Source organism: Nitratireductor sp. ATLC21 (assembly GCF_057196525.1).
Genome location: NZ_JBXUOU010000002.1, coordinates 989,412 through 1,008,685, shown reverse-complemented (window position 1 = coordinate 1,008,685; position 19,274 = coordinate 989,412). Strand labels below are relative to the sequence as shown.

Sequence of the window (19,274 nt, the reverse complement as noted above, 5' to 3'; positions counted from 1 at the left end):
CGTTTGAGTTTGCTAGCCTGCTGAGGGCTGAACCTGAGGCAGCGAAACCTACTCCTGCAATGGACATGCTGTTCTTCAGGCCTTCTCAGGGGGCAACATGTCCACCATGGATTTGCGCAGCGTGCCATCCGGCACACGGTTCGAGGCCGATATCGCCCTTGTTGGGGCGGGACCGGCCGGACTGACGCTAGCGCGGGAGTTTGCCGATACGCGTCTCAAGATACTTCTGGTCGAAAGCGGCGGCGTGGAGTTTGATTCCGAGATCCAGCTTCTCAATCGAGTGGAGAATATCGGCGAACCTCGTGCGCGTGACGCCATGTCGCTTCAGCGAGGCTATACGGGCGATCTCGCCTGGCTCAACGACATTCCCCCATTCGAACTGCGAAACCGGATGGTGGGCGGCAGCACACACACCTGGGTCGGCAAATGCGCTGCATTCGACGAGATCGACTTCGATGCGCGCCAATGGGTGCCTGACTCCGGCTGGCCACTGCAACGGCGCGATCTGGCGGATGTGCTAGGTCGGGCAGCAAACCTGCTCAATCTTGGTCCCAATATCTACGACAAAGCACTTTACACCCGGCTGAAAACACCGCCGGCAGACATCGATCTCAATGACAATCTGCTGCGCACATTCTTCTGGCAATTCAGCCATAAGCCCAAGAGCAACGAGCCATTGCGGTTTTCGGAGCTCGCAGCAAAACTTTCAACCGACAACATCGATATTCTCACACATGCGACCGTTATCCGGATCGGATTGTGTGAAAGCGGGAGGAAGGTGGAGACACTCCATGTCAAAAGCCTCTCCGGGGTGGACGCCGTGATACGGGCGCCGGTGATCGTGCTGTGTGGTGGCGGCATTGAAAATGCGCGCATGCTCCTGGCTTCCACGAATGTGGCCACACAGGGCATCGGCAACGATCATGACTGCGTGGGGCGATATCTGGCCGACCATCCGCGAACCGTGATCGCACGGTTCGGGAAGGACACCCTGCAGGACGTTGCCGAGCATTTCGGCTTTTACGGGCTCAGTCACAACCGCCGCACGCATTTTTATCTCCGTGGGCTGGCGCTCAGCCCGCGCCTGCAGACGCGTGAGGGACTGCTCAACTGCGCCACCTACCCGGTGCAGGTGCTGGCGCCGAATGACCCTTGGCTGGCACTCAAACGATTTTACTCCGGCAGTAGACGCTTTCGGCTCGATGACCTCAGAACCGCACTCGCGGCCCCCGGCGGTCTGGCAGCGGGGCTGCACCGCCGGCTCATCATGAAACGGGGCCTGCCGCGCCAGCTCAGCGAACTGCGCTTCGACGCCATGGTCGAACAGAGGCCCGACCGCGAAAGCCGCGTGACACTCTCTTCGGTGCGGGACCGTCTGGGTGTACCGCTGGCGCGCGTGAACTGGAAGATCGGCTGGGCGGAAGCTGCAAGCCTCGCACGGCTCGCCGAACTCATTTCGGCCGAGTTCTGGCGGGTCGGCCTGCCACAGCCCAAACTCGAACCCTGGGTCCTGGACGAGGATTTCAGGAACGCTCCTTTCAGTGACATGGCCCACCCGGCCTGCACCACGCGCATGGGCGCAAACCCGAAGACAAGCGTTGTCGACCCGAACGCCAAGGTTCACGGTGTCGATGGACTTTTTGTGGCCGGCAGTTCGGTTTTCCCCACGCCCGGCCACGCCAACCCGACACTGATGATCATCGCCATGACGCTGCGCCTTGCCGATCATCTCAAGAAGCGCCTTCTCAAGTGAGCAGACAGCCCTTTATCGGCCGGATTTGAGCCAGCCCGTCCATCTCCAGCTTGCATAGAGAACGCCCAGATAAATCAATGCCCCCACCAGAACCTGCATCGCCATTTGCGAATAGGCCGGCAGGTGAGCCTCGGTGGGCCAGTGAGCAAGCGACGATACGCCGACGAACATCACCGCGGCAGCCAGCATGATAAGACCGCTATTGGCAGAGATCCCCATCCAGTCGAGTTTTCCGTAGCGGACTTGAAACCAGACCGACAGCGCGCCGGCGAAAGCAGCCGCCACACATTGCCCGAGGGCTGCATAAACAAGTCCGAAGGGCGCGAGAGCCACGATCATCAGGATCGAAGCAAAGCTGATGAAGAGTGACAATGGCCAAAGCCGTTTGACCTCCCCGCGAACCGCCAACAACGGTTCCGTCACATATCCCTGAAACATCAGAAGCTGGCGGATCGCGAGAATTTTGACCACCAACGCAACCGGCGCCCAGGCTGCTCCAAGAGCAATGTCCACCAGATTGCCGGCAACGAGAACCAGACCAAGATAAACGGGCGCGGCGATGGCGAAAAGAACAGGCAGGAAAAAGCTGCCGGCACGGGTGACCGGATCAACTGTCGTGGCAGCAGCGCTGCGGCTGTTTGCGCGGCGGAACACCACCCAGGCAAGCAATCTTGCCGGTTCGCCAACCAATTCTGAGAAGGCGGCCACGATCCTTTCCGCGGCCCGGTAGTAACCGGCATCCGCGAGGCCGAGCAAACCGCCGACAACAAGCGTGCCCGAATAGGATCGGGCGAACACGATGATCCGCACACTAAGAATATAGCGCGCAAAGTGAATCACCTCGGCGAACACCGCACGGCTCGGGATTTTCGGCGTGATCCAGCCAATCACCCAGACTCCGCCGAAAACACCCAGGATATGCGTGGCCAGCCGTCCAACCACGAGTGCGGCGATATTCCACCCGGCCCACAGGCCAAACAATGTTATTGCAAGGCCCACCGCTTCCGCGAGAATGCGGATTATAGCCTGCATGTTGAGCAGGCTTCGGTGCACCAACATCCCGTCATAAACGGCATTAACCGCAGCGGGTATGAACCAGAGCGCAAACAGCGCGAACAGCCATGCCTGCCAGGCTGGGAACCAGAAGACGCCCACAAAGAGCCCCAGGAGCAGCCCAGCGGCAGTGAAGCCAAAGCCGCTTACAAGCGCGATCGCAGTGAGTTGCGGCAGTTGCTCCTCACCATGATCGGCGCGCATGATGAACTCTGCCCATCCCCCTTCACTCACCACCACAAAGAGAAAGGCGATGGCTGAAACGAATGCGAAAAAGCCGAATTCTGCTGGCGAAAGAACACGGGCAGCGGCCACAAAGGCGATCAGTTGCGCGACCTGTGAAAAAAGCCGCGCCGCCATGACCCACACGCCCCCCCCAAGGAGAGACGAGACAGACAATCCGAAAAATCCGCCCGGTTGTGTATCATTTTGCGGTGGTTTGTGATCCGCTTTCACGTCGCCTTCCCCCCTGCCGCTATTCACCTGTGCCGGCGCTTCCGCTACGATTTCCCTTGCAACACTGATGATTCGTCGTCCTTGACGATGGGATTTGTGAGTGTGCGGCCGTATGGATGACGGGGCTCGATACGGCCTGAAGCCCGATGTGGGGACGCGAATGTATGTGCTTTCCCTGTTCTGGTTTCCAGTTTCGATGCCTTGTGGCGGACGATGAGCAGCCAGTGCGAGATGCAAGCAAACAAGACCAGTTGAACCATGGTTTCCTTGCGCGGCCGTTCAAGGCAATCAGCGCCAAGATTTCCATACGCTGGGTCGTTGTCGTTTTCTGCCTCATCGTCTGGCTGGCCGTTCTGCTGTTCTTCCTTTTCTAAAGGAGCTCCTTCTCCACGCCCTACCGTTGTCAGCAGCCATTGCGATCGAAAAGAAAGACACCGACGGTACGCCAGACAATCTTCAGATCGAGCCAGGTCGTGCGGTTGTGAAAATACTGCACATCCAGCTGAACCCGTTCGGCGTACGACGTGTCGCTGCGACCTGATACCTGCCAAAGACCGGTGATACCGGGCTTCATCAACAGATAATCGTTTATGCGCTCGCCATAGCGTACCATCTCGTCCTCGACGATCGGACGCGGGCCGACCACGCTCATTTCGCCGCGCAGCACGTTCACGAATTGCGGCAACTCATCGAGACTGGATATCCTCAAGAAATGGCCGATGGGGTGAATGCGCGGATCGTTGCGCAACTTCTGACAGGCGCGCCATTCCTGGAGGAGAACCGGATTTTGATCCAGTAGTTCTCTGAGCAGGCGATCAGCATCCCGCCGCATGGTGCGAAACTTCAAGCAGTCGAACATTTTTCCATCCCGTCCGATCCGCTTCTGTCGATAGAAAACAGGCCGCCCGTCGCTGACGAGGATGCAGAGGGAGATGAGCACAATGGCAGGGAAAAGAAACACGAGCACGAGGGCGCTGAACGCCACATCGAACACCCTCTTTACAAAGACGTAAGAGCGGAAATGCCTGACTTTCCGCAGCTCCAATCCCTGCTTTACGGAATCATCGTATGCGTACAGCATGAACCCGCCCCTGGGTGTTTTGTTTGCCTCGCCGTCGATCATTATAAGGCCCCGCAAAGCCCGTGATATAACTCCATCGGGGTATTGGGCAGGGCCATTTAGGTGCAGTCCACCGCACAATCGAACCATGCCTACCCCTGCAGCGCAGCCGGACTAACCGGCTTCATTTGACTGGCTGGCTGCGTGGCCAAAAGCATTAGAATCACGCCCCGGCTTCCCGCCAACTCCTGGCGGTACCGTAGACCTGGTTGCCCCGCCTCTTTTGCCGCCTGGCGTTGGTGACGGGGCCTTGATCGCGTCATGCAGAATGCCGGCATAGAGATCCAACAGCGCCGAAAGCCAGCTCTGCGTCGTGTAGGCGAGATGTGGCGCGCATGAGCGTGCATTTTCACTCATCGCGGAGACCAAATCGTCGTCATCAGCCAAACGGCGCAGCTTGGCGGCCAGCGCCTCGATGCCCAGCGTGGGAAATGTGAATGCCGCACCTGCCTCCGCCAGTTCGGCAGCCAGCAATGCATGGGATGGCAACACGACAGGGATGCCGCTGCCCACCGCCTCGAGCGCGGCAAGGCCAAATGGCTCGGGCACCCGGGAAGAGACAATGACGCATCGCGCATGGCGCAGGCGGTCCGCCATCTGGGCGCGATTGCACCAGCCATGAAGCATCACCTCCGGATAGTGTTCCTCAAGAAGCGAGCGGCCAGCGCCCTCGCCGATCACGTGCAGGGGAACGCCCGCGAGGCGCGCGGCCCGTGCGGCGTCTTCAAACCCCTTCTCCGGCTCCAGCCGGCCAATGAAGAAGAAATCGCGCTGTGTATGGGGCCGGGTCGGGGATGACAAAAAAGGCGCAACCGGGTTGCGAATGGTAACCATGCGGCTGTCGTCAACTCCTGCACGTTTGAAGAAGCCGCGCATCTGCTCATGCACGAGCACGATGTTGGCAGGACTACTACGCAATGCGAAGAAGCGCTGCAGCAGGAGGTGCCGCGTGGAACGCCACACCTTCTGATGATAGCCACGCTTGTCGCATTGGGTCGACAGGCAGCGCATCGACATGGGATCGAGTGTGCATATGGATGCCGCCGGATAGTTGATAAAGCCGCCATTGGGACAGGCGAGAAAATAATCGTGCGCGTGCAGCACGACCCGCTCGCGCACCGGCATAAGCGCCCGGAAGATGGACGGCGACAAGATTTTGGACCATCCATGCACGTGATAGATTGTCGAGGGGTTGTCGTGCTCGGCGATCCAGCGGCTCAGGATTCTATAGGCATCCCGGTTGTAGAGGCCACCGGCGAGGGCGGACAAACGCCCCTGCTCGACGAGCGGCCTTCCATTGACGTGAACCGTCTGCGGCTGCGCCATTCCAGCGGGCTCATCGCCCGCAAAAAAAGTGACCGGAACGCCCGCCTCACGCAACATGCGCGCAGCAAGGCTTGACAGGTTCGACGCTCCGCCAATCTCCGCCGAACGGTCATTGATGATGACAACCCGCCCTGGACGCATGTTCGCCCCCCCCTATTCCAGAGCGTTCACGTTCTGGGGTGAAAGGCGACCGCGCACCAAATCAACGACAGCCCGCATGTTGCCGAGAAACCGCCCACGCCGGTCCACCCAGGGTTCGGGCCAGACGATCTTCACGGCATTGGCGACAAGATTGCGCATGATTTGCGGGGCGGCGTGACGAGGGCTCATCGTTTTCTTGCCCATGAGATAAACGGGATTGGCAATCTGCGAGTAACCCAGCCGGAGACCGGATGTCCGCCCTGACTTGGTGCCCAGGTGAACACCGTGAAGCCGTTCAGAAGTCACAATGCGGCCGTATCGCGCGAGCTGCCGGCTGAAGTCCACGTCCTCCAACCAACCATAAAGTGGCAGGTTTTCATCAAACCGAAGGCCATATCCGCGAACGGTTGAGAGGCGCACAGCCATGTTGCAACCATAGCCGCTATAGACCGGTTTTTCGCAACCGGCAGACCTTGATGTCGAATGCGTTCGGATAAGCCGCAGACCGTCTTCAAGCGGGATTCCCGGCCCCAGAATGCCGTCTGCATCGACCGTGCCTGTGCTCAGCACAACATCCGGGTATCCCCTGAAGATACGCACGGTCTCTTCAAGATAATTCGGGGCGAGGAGGAAGTCGTCATCGAGGAAGAGAAGAATGTCGGCGTCTTCCACGCTTCCGAGAATTCGATTTCGCTGTCGGCAGAGCCCACGTTCGGCGAAAACGATGCGCGCATTGGAAAGCTGAGCGGACATGGCATCGGCATCCACATCCTCAGGGTCCGCCGCGCATATGACGATACTGTCGGCTGGACGCGTCTGGTTCAGCAGGTGCGGCACAACGGAGTGGAGTATCGGTCTGCGCCCAGTGGTGGCAATGCCGACGGCAATGCGAAGATCGCTCCGGCCCGGATAGCGTTCAAACCGCATGCCGTCCTCCCGACTCAAGCCTGTTTCTCCGCATCGGTCGCCACCACTGGCGGGTTTTGCGCTTGTTGAAAACCACCCCGAGAATCCCCACGCGGGACTTGCCGAATGTCGCGAGCGCACTCGCCAGCCACTCAACAGTCATCTTGCGCCGGTTGCCGAGAACCAGAAGGATGCCGTCGAGATGGGCACTGGCCGCCCGCGTGTCTGCCGATGTGGCAAAGGTCGACAGATCGACAATGATGACATCGTAATTCTGTCGCAGTTCATCGATCTTTTTCTTCAGCGCTGGCAGATGACCAAAGCGATGGCCCGGATGTGCGGCTTTTCGAATCTGCTCCACTGTGAGCACCGGGAGGATCAGCCCATCCTCCATCTGCATCAGCTTGTCTTTCTTTCGTTTTTCGGGTTGTTCGGCATCAGGGGTTTCGTCACCTTGATAGACAGTAAGACCCGCCTTTGCGCCGATATTGGCTGCCTGCAAACTCAGGAACGGATTCCTGAAATTGGCATCGACCAGCACCACACGCAGCCCCTCGTTGGCGTAAAGCTGGCCCAGATTGGCCGCAATCGTGCTTTTTCCTTCGTCGCCGCTCACTGAAGTAAGTCCCACGACGATTGGCCCGCCGGAAGGAAATGCCGCGTCAATGGAGCTCTTCACGCCGCGCAAAGCTTCGGAGAAACCGGAATAGGGTGCATCGAGCACGAACCGCAGCGCGCCCTTGCTGCCCGGCACCTGAAAGCGTGTAAAGGGAACGTGGCCGAGTGTCGGCAGGCCCAGTTCACGGCTCAGGCGCTCGCCCGAGCTGATGCGACGGTCGAGCACATCGCGCAGACCTGCGAGCCCCAGGCCGCCGGCAAAACCGAGCATCAAAGCCATGGGGATGATGAGCGTGGTTTTCGGCCAGTTCTTGGCGAGCGGCGGTGTAGCCGCGGTCACCATGCGGGCATCGCCGATGGGGAATGACTGCTTCTGCAGTGTCGTGATCAGTTGCTGAAGGACGCTTTCATACATGCGCCTATAGGTGGTCGCCCGACTTTCGAGCTCCGTGAGCTGGACACGGGCCAGATTCTTTTCAGTGACGCTACCCTTGATCGCCTCGAGTTGCTTGCTCAAGAGTTCTTCACGCGCCTGAGCCGTGTCAAGGTTGGACCTGTAGACGCCCTGAATGCGCACCAATTCGGTGTTGATGAGGGATTCTAGCCGCGCGATCTCCGATTTCGCTGTCAGGGTGGGCTCGCTGCCGGTGCCGTAGCGTGTCTGCAATGTTTCCAATCGCTTGCGTGCTGCGCCCAGATCCGCTCTCAGGCGATTGATTTCGGTGTTGCTGAGCGCCTCGCCGACATAACTGTCGGGCAGTTCTCCAGCCAGGATGCGGTTAATGGTGGCAAGCCGTGCTGCCTCACCGGCGGTTGCTGTCTGCGCTGCCAGAAGCTGGCTGCTGATCTCGGCCAACTGCTGCTGGTCGAGCCCCGAGGGACCGACCTGTGCAATGTCGTTGTTGTTCCTGTATTGCTCGGCACTGAGAGCAGCCTCCTGCGCCTGCCGTCCGATCTCTACGAGCCGATCCTCGATCCATTGCGCTCCACGCGCAATGATCTGCGATTTGGCGTCGAGGCTTGACTGCATATAGGTGTTGGCAATGGCATTTGCCGCCCGCGCCGCCTTGACCGGATCAGTGGAAGTGTAGCCGATTTCAAGAACATAGGACTGACCGACACGACGTACGGATACGCGCCCCAAAAAACCCGCCATGGTGCGCCGCATGATCTCTTCTTCGTTGGGCTCGCCCGCCGTCTCCGCCCCTTCCTCAGTCGCAGGGTCAAATATGGAAAGCATCGCTGCAAGCGCACCACGCACGGCCGATCTCCAGGAACTGCTTGTCTGGATTTCCGGGTCTTCGGTCAGGTTGAGCTGCTTGATCACCGAACGGGCAATTGCCTCGGATTTGACGATCTCGACCTCGCTGGCAATCTCGGCGGTTTCGATGATGATGGTGCCGGTGGAAGCGTCCTGTGATGCAATACGCGCCTGCTCGCGGTCGATAACGATACGGGCGATGGAGGTATAGGTGGGTTCGGTGTTTGCGATATAGAGCGCGCCAAGCGCCACGCCGGCGGCCGACGCCAGCGCGAGGACCAGAAAATGCCTTTGCAGGAAAGCCCAGATATCGCGAAAGGAGATGTAATCCTCATGCCGTCCGCTTTCCTTCGACGCCATCTCCGTCCCGGTCAGCTTCCTGATTTCCTGCACCACCATGGTCTGCCCCGCCCGTCTGGCCGTGAAATTCTCTAACGCGACTGCACCTGTCTCATTCCGCTTTCAAGGGAAGCACGCGGCATCGAGGCGCGCAGGAGATCGAGCTGCACATCCAGGACGTCACCGGGTTCCAGCCCGGTCGTTTCAAGCGCTTCTATCCTCTGTTTTTCATCACCGCCGCGCAGAATGCTGAACCGCAACGGCTGCTGCTCAAACGCCCTGTCCTCCCGCCGAAGGATCGACGCCCCGGTTGCCTGAAGTAGCTGCTCCGTCATTCCACGGCGCAGTTCCAGGTCGTCGATTTCCAGATTGACCCTTTGCAGCTCGACGCCGATTTCCGTACGACGTGAGCCCTCAAGACTGAGCGCATCACGCTCGGTTTCGCTCAATCTTTGCCGGGCGCGCATGGAAGCCACCGCAAGATCGAGCCGGCTGGATTGCAGGTCCGCCACGATGCGCTCAAGCCCGGTCTCGCGTGATTTCGTGACAGTGCCTCTTTTGACCAGTTGAGCGACATTGCCGAGCTCTTCTTCGGCGATTTTGATCTGCCGGTCCTGCGCCACCATCTTCTCGCCGAGAATCCGGATTTCCTCGCGAAAGAGCGTTCCGAGTTCTTCGAGCGCGTTGCGCTGCCGCTCATAGGCGTTGCGACGGGCCTCGAATATCGCCTGCTCATCCCTTACGAACTGCGCTGCGTGGCCAGCCAGGGGGCGTCCCTGCAAGGCGGCATCGAAATCGACACGCTCGTCCTCGACGAGTTCCGTTTCGAGGCGTGTTCTGCGGATCGTGAGTTGAAGGAGTTGCAGATCTATGCGGCCAATCTCGCCCGCATAGCGAATCTGCTCCAGCTCGGAATAGCCGCCTGCCTGATCAGACCTGCGCACACGGCCACCGGCCATCGCCAGCGCCTGCAAAACGTTGAGTCCCGGCTTGAACTCGAACTCACCCGGCCGTTCCACACTGCCAGTGACGAACACAGATGGATAGCGCACCACTTCCACGGTTGTGGCTGGCGGCGCAATAAGACCTGTTCTCTTTTGAAGTGCTGCCGAGATTTCATCGGCGAGTTCCTGGGAAGTTCTGCCATCCGCCTCAAGCTGCCCCACCAAGGGAAGAGAAATCATGCCAGCGGGCGAGACGGTGTATTCACCGTTCAGGGCGGTCCATTCCCGATATTCTCCCTGCGCCTCGTCCCATTCCACCACAGCGATCTTCACCCGCGTCTGCTCAAGAAGCTGAAACTCATCCTGCGCGCGAACAGCGGCATCGCTGATAAAAAAGGACAATGTGAACACAAGCACCGCAAGCACGAGGGCTCGTACCTTTGAAAATGAAATGGTGGGACCAGCCTTTGCCTGCTTCATTCTGCCCGTTCCGGAGTGCTCATAACCTTCGGGAAGACGCAAAGCCGCCTCCCCCACCATCGATCATCAGCGGAAACGGGGGCAGGTAAATTCGGTTGAAATGGTGTGGGGCTAGTCCCTTTCGCCTAGCCCCTCTAAGCCCATTGGGCTTTTGACGCAGAAGGGATGGCGCACAGGTGTGGATGACGCCCGATCGGATGATGACCTAGACCGTTTGAGCGCATTTCTGCGCCCTTCAGACACGGGTTCAACCGTATTGTCGGTGTGCCCTGCTGCGCCTTTTCAAAGCAGTATTCCGGAGGGCAATTCCGGGAGAAGCATCTTGCGCGTCGCCATCGTTCACTATTGGCTGGTCTCCATGCGCGGGGGCGAAAAGGTCGTTGAAGCCCTGTGCGACATGTATCCCGAGGCCGATATCTTCACGCTCGTCTACGATGAAAGGCGGGTGTCGGAGAAGATCCGCAGCCACCGCGTCATCCCCTCCTTCTTGCAGAAAATCCCGGGGGCGCGGCGGCATTACCAATCACTCCTGCCACTGATGCCCTTTGCGTTGGAAAGCCTGGATGTCTCGGGCTATGACCTGATCATCTCCAGCGAATCGGGCCCCGCCAAGGGCATCACGCCCGGGCCGCAGGCAACGCATGTCTGCTACTGTCATTCACCCATGCGCTATGTGTGGGATCACTATCACTTCTATCGGGCGAACGCCGGCCTACCGACACGAATGCTCATGCCGTGGATTGCGCCGGCCCTGCGGGCATGGGACGTCACCACCGCTGCGCGTGTCGACGCTTTTGTTGCCAATTCACGCCATGTGGCGGATCGGATCAGCAAGTATTACCGGCGTCGAGCCACCGTGCTCAATCCACCCGTGAACGTCGATGAGTTCGCGCCGGCAGCCGAATTGGGCGACCACTATCTCGTGGCCGGCCAGCTGGTTGGTTACAAGCGGGTCGATCTGGCCGTACGCGCTTTTACTCGGATGAACCGCAAGCTTGTCGTCATCGGGGAAGGACCGGAAATGGCAGCCCTGAAACGCCTAGCCGGGCCCAGTGTGACGTTTCTGGGCCGGGCGCCCTTCGCACAACTCAAGGACATGCTTTCCCGCTGCAGGGCGCTGGTCTTTCCCGGAACAGAAGATTTCGGGATTGTGCCGGTGGAGGCGATGGCGAGCGGCCGGCCTGTGATCGCCCATGCAAGCGGGGGTGTGCTCGATTCGATCGTCCCCGACCAGACCGGGCTCCTGTTCGAGGAACAGTCCGAGGCCGGACTCATTGAGGCGGTGCACCGCTTCGAGGCCATGGAAGGGTGCTTCCGTTCTGGGAATATGCGTCGTCACGCGCAACAGTTCAGCGATGCTCATTTCAAACAACGCATGCGACAGATCATTGAGGAGGAGATGGCCAGGCGAAAGCCGACCCCGGTTTTGTTATCGGGGGCCGTCCGCAAGCAGCCCTCGCTACGACCTCGCGTCGCCAGGGTGAAACTCTCCGACCCCCATCTGAGAAACGGAGCATGAGAGAGCCATGTTTTCAGCCTTACGCGTGCGCAGCGCGGTGCGCGATCAGGAAACCGACGCAATGCGGCTCAAATCACTCACCCATACACTCGATCTTTTGGAGCGGGAGCTGATCGCCGAACGAAGCGGTCTGAAGGAGCGCTGCGAGCGGCTTTCTGCTACCGCAGCCTTCGCGCAGGAGCGCTTCGAAAGCCATGGTCGCGAGAATGCGTTGTCGAGGCGGATCGATGACATGACCCGGTCCATGAAGGACTACACACGGAGGATGGCCGCACTCCAGCGTCAGATCGAAATCGTCGGACAGTTGCGCGCAACCGCTTCAGACCTGGTCGAACCCGGAGAGCCACGAAAAGCATCAGGCTTGCGATCCATGCCGGAACCGCAGCCGCTACGCACATGCCTCTCAAAATGATTAGAGGAGCCCCGCCGATACGCTGACAAGATGAACGCTGTAACACCTAAGCGCAGGGGATTTGCCCCAACGTTCTATCTGCAGGATGCGCTTGGGCTTTTATGATTTCCAGCAGTTGGGAAGATTGAGAATCGTCAAGCATGAAACGCTAAACTACGGCCTTTATTGAGGTTTCCCGGCTTGGCGAGGTTCAAAAAACGAGGCTCCGGATCGCCAGTGCACAGGCCATGGCGAGGAATGACTTCCGGTCACAAGGAGAGGAACGGACCGGGAGCGTGGGAGGACACGCGTAAGGATGGACACGTCCGGGGCGGGCTGGCTTCGCAGCGGGCGGTAGACCAGGAAAGGTCGGCGAACCGGGCAGAACTCTGATGGCAAGCAGTGGCAGTTCAGAACGAGCACTTCAACACACAGACACCACCGGCATGCTCGCACTCATCGAAGAGAACATTCGTGTCTTCGATCTGAGCCTTTCTGGACTGCGTGTCGTGGTTCCCGTGGACAACCGGTTTCTTGCCGCCACCGCAGCGACGGCTCTGATGGCGGGAGCCGCTGCAGTAACCGCGGTGACACCGACGGCCACGCGTTTCCAGTCAGCCGAAGAGGCGGCGGAGGCCACACGCACGCTGGTGGAGGCTGCGGGTCTTGTGAAGGGGCTTTCCGTGGACGAGCGTATCGATCACGAGACCTGCCGCGCGACCAATGTTCTTCTCAACGGACCATCCATCCGCCCCATCACACGCTCACTCATCGAGCGCCTGCCCGACCATTCGGTCGTGGCGCTGATGCACGAGGCATGGATGACCCTGGCGGGCGAGGTGGACATCGAGGCGTGCCTTGAGCATGATATTCCTATCTCCGCCGTGAATGAATCGCATCCTCTGGTGGGTGCCAGAGATCGCCACGCGACCCTCTGTCTCGAATTGTTGAGGGAGGCAGGCATTCCGGTAGAGGGGGCGGACATCGCACTGATCTGCGACAACCCCCTCTCTGATCCGCTGGAACAGGGGCTAAGGCGGGCTGGCGCGCAGGTGGCCGTGGTCGCGCACGCCAACCAGATCTTCGGGCATGACTGGCGGGCCATTCTTCTCGCCAAACGGCCGCGGGACGAACCAAGGCTGGGAATTCAGGACCTTGGCTGGATCGCCAAAAGCGCACCAGACGCAACGATCATCCAATACTGGGGCGATGTGGATCGAAAAGCGGCGCGCTATTTCGAGTTGAAAGTGTGGCCACAGCGCACCCCCGGTAAGGGGCAGTGGGGCATAGCTCTGGATACGCTGGGGCCCGAGCCGATATTGCAGCGCATCACGGCTGGCCTTAAAGCGGCACAAACGGTGCTGGCAGGACTGCCGACGGCACCTGACAGCCTGGCGCAAACCCTTACATCAACTGACATTTTCAACGGCGATTGACATTCGGCAATCTTCCTTATCTGCCTTCGCATCCGCAAAAAACTATGTCATATCCCTGTCGCAATCGTTTGGTGGCGGAACATTCCGCATCGTTTCGATCTGCGAAGGGAGGAGAGTTTGAGCGCCAATGTAAGGGTTTCGGCCCTGACACCCCCTGATGTATTGGCAAGAAAGGGCGGTGCACCGCTTGTCTGCCTGACCGCCTACACCACCCCGCTTGCGCGTATCGTCGATCGGCACTGCGACATTGTGCTGGTGGGCGACAGTGTCGGCATGGTCCTGCATGGTCTGCCAAGCACAGTCGGTGTGTCTCTCGATATGATGATCATGCACGGGCAAGCCGTTCGGCGCGGCGTGGAGAAGGCGCTTCTTGTGGTGGACATGCCCTTCGGCAGCTATGAAGAATCACCGGAACAGGCTTTTCACAATGCCGCCCGCATCATGGCCGAAACCGGCTGCGGTGCCGTCAAGCTCGAAGGCGGCGAAACGATGGAAAAAACCATCAGATTTCTGACGCGGCGCGGCATTCCGGTCATGGCGCATATCGGCCTCACACCCCAGGCCGTGAATACTTTCGGCGGCTACAAGGTGCAAGGACGCGGCGACGATGCTTTCCACATCCTGCGTGACGCCGAAGCGGTTGCAGAAGCGGGCGCATTCTCTGTGGTGCTCGAAAAGCTTACAGCCACGCTGGCCGACCGCATCACGAAAACGATACCCATTCCCACGATCGGTATCGGCGCATCGCGTACCTGTGACGGACAGATACTCGTGGTCGATGACATGCTTGGCATGTTCGATACGTTCCGGCCGAAATTCGTCAAGCGCTTCGCGGAGCTTGGCGAAGCTTCAGATGTGGCCGTCGCTGCCTATGCGCGGGAGGTTCGCTCCCGGGAGTTTCCCAGCGACGCTCATATTTTCACCGACGGAAAGAAGGGAAAGACGGAATGAACCCCTGCATCCTGCGCACGGTCGCAGAACTGCGTGAGCGCGTTGGCACATGGCGCCGCGCTGGAGAGCGTGTTGCCGTCGTGCCCACCATGGGCGCCCTCCACCAAGGCCACCTGAGCCTGGTGGAGACGGCCGAGGCGCGTGCCGAGCGGGTGATCGTCACACTGTTCGTCAACCCGAAGCAGTTCAATAATCCTAACGACCTTGCCGCCTATCCGCGCACCGAGGCCGATGATGCGGCAAAACTTGCGCCTTACGAAATTGATGTTCTGTTTGCTCCCTCGGTGGAGGAGATGTACGGCACCGGCTTCTCAACCACCGTTTCGGTGACCGGCGTCAGTGAGGGGTTGTGCGGAGCTCATCGGCCCGGTCATTTTGACGGCGTTGCCACGGTGGTCACCAAACTGCTTCTTCAAAGCAGTGCCGACATAGCTTGTTTCGGCGAGAAGGATTTTCAACAGCTTCTCGTGGTGCGCCGGCTCGTTGCGGACCTCAACATCCCTGTCGAGATTGTCGGCTGTCCGACTGTGCGCGAAGCTGACAATCTGGCTCTCTCATCCCGCAATGTACGCCTGACAGACGCGCAGCGTCGCATCGCACCCGCAATTGCAGATGTTTTGCTGCAGAGTGCGGCGCGCCTTGCCGGCGGGGCTGACGCTGCTCCCGTTCTGGAAGCCGCGCAGACGGCCCTGCAAGGAGCGGGGTTTGACCGGGTGGAGTATTTCGAGCTGCGCGATGCAGAAACCCTGGAGCCTCTTCAGCGCGCCGATCGCCCTGCAAGGCTTCTCGCAGCCGCCTGGCTCGGTGAAACCCGGTTGATCGACAACGTCCCCGTCACCTCATCCAACGACTGAAACCCATGGTCGTTCGGTCCCGGATTTTCAACGGCGCCGCCATAACGCCTGCGTGAACTCTGGTACCAATGGTTTTATCAAACGGGGCGGTTTTCCTCGCCACTGCTTGATTTCACAGTGATCATCCGTGCTGCGATGTTCCCGGCATCGGTACTGGCCATATCCAGTCCGAAATCGTGAAGCAAACCAGTTTTTATACGGAAATTATTATGAAAATAGCAGTTTTTGCCGCCCTCGCCACGCTTTACCTCGTCGCGCCCGCGGCGGCGCTCGAGCCGATCAAGGGAAGTTTGAACTACAACGCCGATCAATCCCCTCTGAACAGGACACCCGTGGGCTCGGTGACGTTCAACGAGTTCCACAGCGGCGGGAACCGCTACCGTGAAATCTATGTCGTTGAGCCCGATGGCCGCTTGAAAATCGTCAATCGCACGGTGGTCAGCGATTCATAATCGCCAGTCCGTTTTCAACCTCGAACGGCCCTGCACTGCGGGGCCGTTTTGATTTGGAGAGCGCGCTCGCACGACCTGTTTTCACCGCGCCTCTTCCTCACCATTATGCAGCACTGCCTGAACATCATCCGCCAGCAGCAGGGCAATCGGCCGGGTGCTCTCGAAATTGGCCATGATGATGGCAATGATGGAGGTCAGCGGAATGGCGAGAATGGCGCCGGGAATGCCCCACAAGGAGGACCACAGGGCCAGCGACACCAGCACGACGAATGGAGACATGTTTATCCGCCGGCCGATCATGCGTGGTTCCAGAGCATTGCCCACCCACATTTGCGCAGAAGTCAGCAAAACCGCCACCAGAAGCGTCGTCTGGAGTGAGCCATACTGTGCCAGTGTGAGAAGGACCGGGAACATCACCCCCATCAGTGATCCGACATAGGGGATGTAGTTCAAAAGCCCGATCAGGACCGCCCAGAACAGGGCAAAATCGACACCAAAGAGCTTAAGCACGACAAAGGACAGAGCACCCAGAATAACGTTCACGAACGTTTTGACCGCCAGATACTCTCCAATGCTGCGATTGATGTCGCGCACGATCGTGTGGGTCTGGCTGGCCCGGTCTCTGGGAAGGGCTGCCGCAATCTTTCTCGCAAAGCCACCCCGCTCTGCCATCAAAAAGGTCGAGTAGACAACGGCCATGACAATGATGCCGGCCAGAGATCCGACCGAACCAAGGCTGACAGCCGCCAGGCGTTGCAAGTTGATGCGCCCCCACAGGGTCTCGACAAGGGTCGAAAGATTGGGGATCTCTTCGATGTCGAACCGTGAAAGGATGCCGGTTAGCATGTCTGTCAGGTTTTTCTGATACACCGGCAGACGCGCAATCACCTGTTCGGCGGTCCCCACCATCACGCTGGCCAGCATGACAAGGGCCAGAACGAAAATCGCCAGAACAAGGCCGCGCCGCATCCACTCAGGAAGACGGCCTAGCACTGGCAGCCGCCCAAGCGCTTCGGACGCGGTCAAGAGAACGTAGACGGAGATCACCGCAATGAAGATCGGCATCAGGACCGAGCGGCCGACAACCAGTATCCACCCGACCAAAACCGCGAGAATGACGGCCAGAACCAGGGTTATAAATGCGCGAAGCGGGTCAGTTTTCTCCAGCATGTCTCTTCAATCGCAATGACAGCAGCACAAGCCCGACACCGCTGGCCAACAGTTCCAGAGCCACGATCAGACCGAAATTGATCGTCACTCCGAGAAGGACGATCCCGCCAAGAATCAGGGAAACGCCGCCTGCTCCGAGAAGCACAGGAAACACGCGGTCTCCGTGCAGACTGCGCCCCACCCAGAGTTTTGCCGCACCCGACGCCATCAAAAGTGCTCCAAGGAGAAACCGCAACACGCGACCGTCGCCAAACGGCCCGAACAGAAGAGACAGACCGAGGAAGACACCGGCGAGTGCCAGCAGACCGGCACCGATCATCGCGGGGACACTGGGGGCCTTATAGGCCGCCCACCCCTGAAGTCCGCCAACGATGATCAAAGCCCAGCCGCCCAATATCAGTGTCAAACTGGAAGCGGAGCCGAGGTTGAAAAGGGCGGCAAGACCACCGATCAGGGCAACAATCCCAGCAAGCAGCCACAACATCCAGTGCTTCATCTTCTTCTCCATCGGACCTTATACGCCAATTCGAACCGACGTTAGAGCAGCCACTCCACCGGAAGCCAGCCGACCACCACCGTTGCGATCTGCCGGAACCAGGTCGCGCCAGGCTCTTCCTGATAGATGACCGGATCCTGCCGCCGTCGTTCCTCGACCCAGACCATTTTGCTTTCGGGCGTAAGTCGAGGCTGATAGCTGACCAGTCCCAACCTATCGTCAAATCCATCGCTGATCTTCCGAGCCATGCTTTCGCTGTCAATCAGGAAGCCCATTTCGCAGTTCAGGATTGCCGACCGCGGATCGAAGTTGAACGAGCCAATGAAGATGCGTTTGCCGTCAACTGCGAAGGTCTTCGCGTGCAGACTGGCGCCCGACAGGCCGAAAGGCTTCAGCTGCTTCTCCGAGCCCTGTGTCTCGCCACCCCGCAATTTCAATTCGTAGAGTTTCACACCTGCCTCAAGGAGGCCGCGTCGATATTTGGCGTAGCCGCTGTGCACGAGGAGCACATCCGTTGTGTTGAGTGCATTGGTCAGGATACGCACCTGCTTACCGGCCATTGCGAGATCGCTGAAATAGGTGCTGCCGATCTTGCTTGGCACAAAGTAGGCCGAAATCAGATCGAGCCGTTGTCGCGCTTCGCCGAGAATTGCGCCTAGCCGCATGATCATCAACTGGTCACGCGTGGCTTTCCCCTCGCCTTTCACCGGGTCATCGGCAACGAGTTGGACATCCGTCCATTCCAGCGCGACACCGCCTCTGGCATAGCGTTCAGCGCTGCTTTCGAGCTCTGCCAGAACCGTCTGTGCTTCTTCGCTCGCCTTTACCTGTGCGACACGCGCATCGAATCCCTGAAGATCTCCGGACCCAGAAATGATCTTTTCGACTTCAAACACCGAAGCGCTGTTCCAATAGTCGTCGAATACCTCAGCCGTTTGCGGAACGATCGCCCCGGTCGCCAGCACATCCATATCCACGTAGAAAGCTTCGCCGATCTGAAAATATTCGTCGCCGATGTTGCGACCGCCAACGATTGCTGCAGCCCCGTCGACGACAAAGGACTTGTTGTGCATGCGCCGGTTCATGCGGAAGAAATCAAACATATAGCCAAAAAGCTTTGGCTGGCGCACGGTGGATGGGTTGAAAAGACGAATGTGGAAATTCGGTAGCGCGTTGAGGGCAGCCATATAGGGATCGAGCCCCGGCACGCCATTGTCGTCCAGCAGCAAGCGCACTCGAACACCCCGCGCTGCTGCGTTGCGCAGAGCATCCAGCAGCAAAATCCCCGAAGTGTCATCGTGCCAGATGTAATATTGCGCGTCGATGGAGTTTTGCGCGCGCTCGATTAGTTCCAGCCGGCTCGCCAGGGCATCCTTGCCATCGGCTAACGGAAAGACACCCGTTTTGCCAGGATGCGCTGCTACGCCCGTCTCGAGAAGCTTGCCAAGCTGCGTTTCAGGATCTGCGACAAAAGCCTGCTGGTGCTCTCGTTGGGAAATATCCGGCAACGGGAAGAGCAATCGGAGGACGACGACTGCCAGAACGATGGCAGCAGCTATGAAAATAACAGCGAACATAACCTGCTTTATACGCACGAAGTCCCCCTTT

Annotated in this window: 17 protein-coding genes; 8 read left to right on the top strand and 9 right to left on the bottom strand. The window is 59.1% G+C overall.

What is annotated here, in order from left to right; translation table 11 throughout:
• Positions 1-97 precede the first annotated feature (97 nt).
• Positions 98-1,753 carry a GMC oxidoreductase gene (locus AC2CHD_RS12375; protein WP_484553929.1) on the top strand — a complete coding sequence of 552 codons (1,656 nt, stop codon included), beginning with the start codon at positions 98-100 and terminating at the stop codon, positions 1,751-1,753.
• Between the two features lie 12 nt (positions 1,754-1,765).
• Here the strand turns inward: AC2CHD_RS12375 and AC2CHD_RS12370 are convergent, their stop codons facing one another.
• A complete protein-coding gene (locus tag AC2CHD_RS12370; protein WP_484553928.1) occupies positions 1,766-3,262 on the bottom strand; it encodes an oligosaccharide flippase family protein in 1,497 nt (498 codons plus the stop codon).
• 251 nt (positions 3,263-3,513) lie between these two features.
• Between AC2CHD_RS12370 and AC2CHD_RS12365 the strand changes: the two genes are divergently transcribed.
• A complete protein-coding gene (locus tag AC2CHD_RS12365) occupies positions 3,514-3,636 on the top strand; it encodes a hypothetical protein (protein ID WP_484553927.1) in 123 nt (40 codons plus the stop codon).
• A 29-nt stretch (positions 3,637-3,665) separates the two neighbouring features.
• Here AC2CHD_RS12365 and AC2CHD_RS12360 read toward each other — a convergent pair whose 3' ends face one another.
• The 5 genes from AC2CHD_RS12360 to AC2CHD_RS12340 all read right to left on the bottom strand — a co-directional run bounded on the left by AC2CHD_RS12360 (position 3,666) and on the right by AC2CHD_RS12340 (position 10,397).
• Positions 3,666-4,385 carry a sugar transferase gene (locus AC2CHD_RS12360; RefSeq protein WP_229447648.1) on the bottom strand — a complete coding sequence of 240 codons (720 nt, stop codon included), beginning with the start codon at positions 4,383-4,385 and terminating at the stop codon, positions 3,666-3,668.
• 111 nt (positions 4,386-4,496) lie between these two features.
• Complete coding sequence (locus AC2CHD_RS12355) at positions 4,497-5,849, bottom strand: glycosyltransferase family 4 protein (RefSeq protein ID WP_484553926.1); 1,353 nt, start codon at positions 5,847-5,849, stop codon at positions 4,497-4,499.
• 12 nt (positions 5,850-5,861) lie between these two features.
• Positions 5,862-6,776 carry a glycosyltransferase family 2 protein gene (locus tag AC2CHD_RS12350; protein WP_484553925.1) on the bottom strand — a complete coding sequence of 305 codons (915 nt, stop codon included), beginning with the start codon at positions 6,774-6,776 and terminating at the stop codon, positions 5,862-5,864.
• Positions 6,766-9,033, bottom strand: a complete 2,268-nt coding sequence (locus AC2CHD_RS12345) for a GumC family protein (protein WP_484553924.1) — start codon at positions 9,031-9,033, stop codon at positions 6,766-6,768. Before AC2CHD_RS12345 ends, AC2CHD_RS12350 begins: the two co-directional genes overlap by 11 nt.
• Positions 9,034-9,065: 32 nt before the next feature.
• A complete protein-coding gene (locus AC2CHD_RS12340) occupies positions 9,066-10,397 on the bottom strand; it encodes a polysaccharide biosynthesis/export family protein (RefSeq protein ID WP_484553923.1) in 1,332 nt (443 codons plus the stop codon).
• A gap of 322 nt (positions 10,398-10,719) precedes the next feature.
• Between AC2CHD_RS12340 and AC2CHD_RS12335 the strand changes: the two genes are divergently transcribed.
• The 6 genes from AC2CHD_RS12335 (at position 10,720) to AC2CHD_RS12310 (ending at position 16,000) form a co-directional block, all read left to right on the top strand.
• Positions 10,720-11,916, top strand: coding sequence for a glycosyltransferase (locus AC2CHD_RS12335; RefSeq protein WP_484553922.1), 1,197 nt, complete (start codon positions 10,720-10,722; stop codon positions 11,914-11,916).
• A gap of 7 nt (positions 11,917-11,923) precedes the next feature.
• On the top strand, positions 11,924-12,328 hold the full coding sequence (locus tag AC2CHD_RS12330) for a hypothetical protein (protein WP_484553921.1): 405 nt from the start codon (positions 11,924-11,926) through the stop codon (positions 12,326-12,328).
• 425 nt (positions 12,329-12,753) lie between these two features.
• Entirely contained in the window at positions 12,754-13,743 is a 990-nt protein-coding gene (locus tag AC2CHD_RS12325; protein ID WP_484553920.1) for a hypothetical protein, read from the top strand.
• A 117-nt stretch (positions 13,744-13,860) separates the two neighbouring features.
• Positions 13,861-14,694, top strand: coding sequence for a 3-methyl-2-oxobutanoate hydroxymethyltransferase (panB, locus tag AC2CHD_RS12320; protein WP_484553919.1), 834 nt, complete (start codon positions 13,861-13,863; stop codon positions 14,692-14,694).
• The gene (panC, locus tag AC2CHD_RS12315; protein ID WP_484553918.1) at positions 14,691-15,548 is read left to right on the top strand and encodes a pantoate--beta-alanine ligase; all 858 of its coding nucleotides are present in this window, start codon (positions 14,691-14,693) and stop codon (positions 15,546-15,548) included. Before panB ends, panC begins: the two co-directional genes overlap by 4 nt.
• A 209-nt stretch (positions 15,549-15,757) precedes the next feature.
• Positions 15,758-16,000 (top strand): hypothetical protein, encoded by a 243-nt coding sequence (locus AC2CHD_RS12310; RefSeq protein ID WP_229447658.1) that lies wholly within the window; start codon positions 15,758-15,760, stop codon positions 15,998-16,000.
• A gap of 81 nt (positions 16,001-16,081) precedes the next feature.
• Here the strand turns inward: AC2CHD_RS12310 and AC2CHD_RS12305 are convergent, their stop codons facing one another.
• From AC2CHD_RS12305 to AC2CHD_RS12295, 3 genes are read right to left on the bottom strand one after another with little or no spacing between them, the layout of a single operon-like run.
• A complete protein-coding gene (locus tag AC2CHD_RS12305) occupies positions 16,082-17,170 on the bottom strand; it encodes an AI-2E family transporter (protein ID WP_484553917.1) in 1,089 nt (362 codons plus the stop codon).
• Positions 17,154-17,666, bottom strand: coding sequence for an HdeD family acid-resistance protein (locus AC2CHD_RS12300; RefSeq protein WP_484553916.1), 513 nt, complete (start codon positions 17,664-17,666; stop codon positions 17,154-17,156). Before AC2CHD_RS12300 ends, AC2CHD_RS12305 begins: the two co-directional genes overlap by 17 nt.
• A 41-nt stretch (positions 17,667-17,707) precedes the next feature.
• Positions 17,708-19,243, bottom strand: a complete 1,536-nt coding sequence (locus AC2CHD_RS12295) for a phospholipase D-like domain-containing protein (RefSeq protein ID WP_484553915.1) — start codon at positions 19,241-19,243, stop codon at positions 17,708-17,710.
• Between the last annotated feature and the right edge of the window lie 31 nt (positions 19,244-19,274).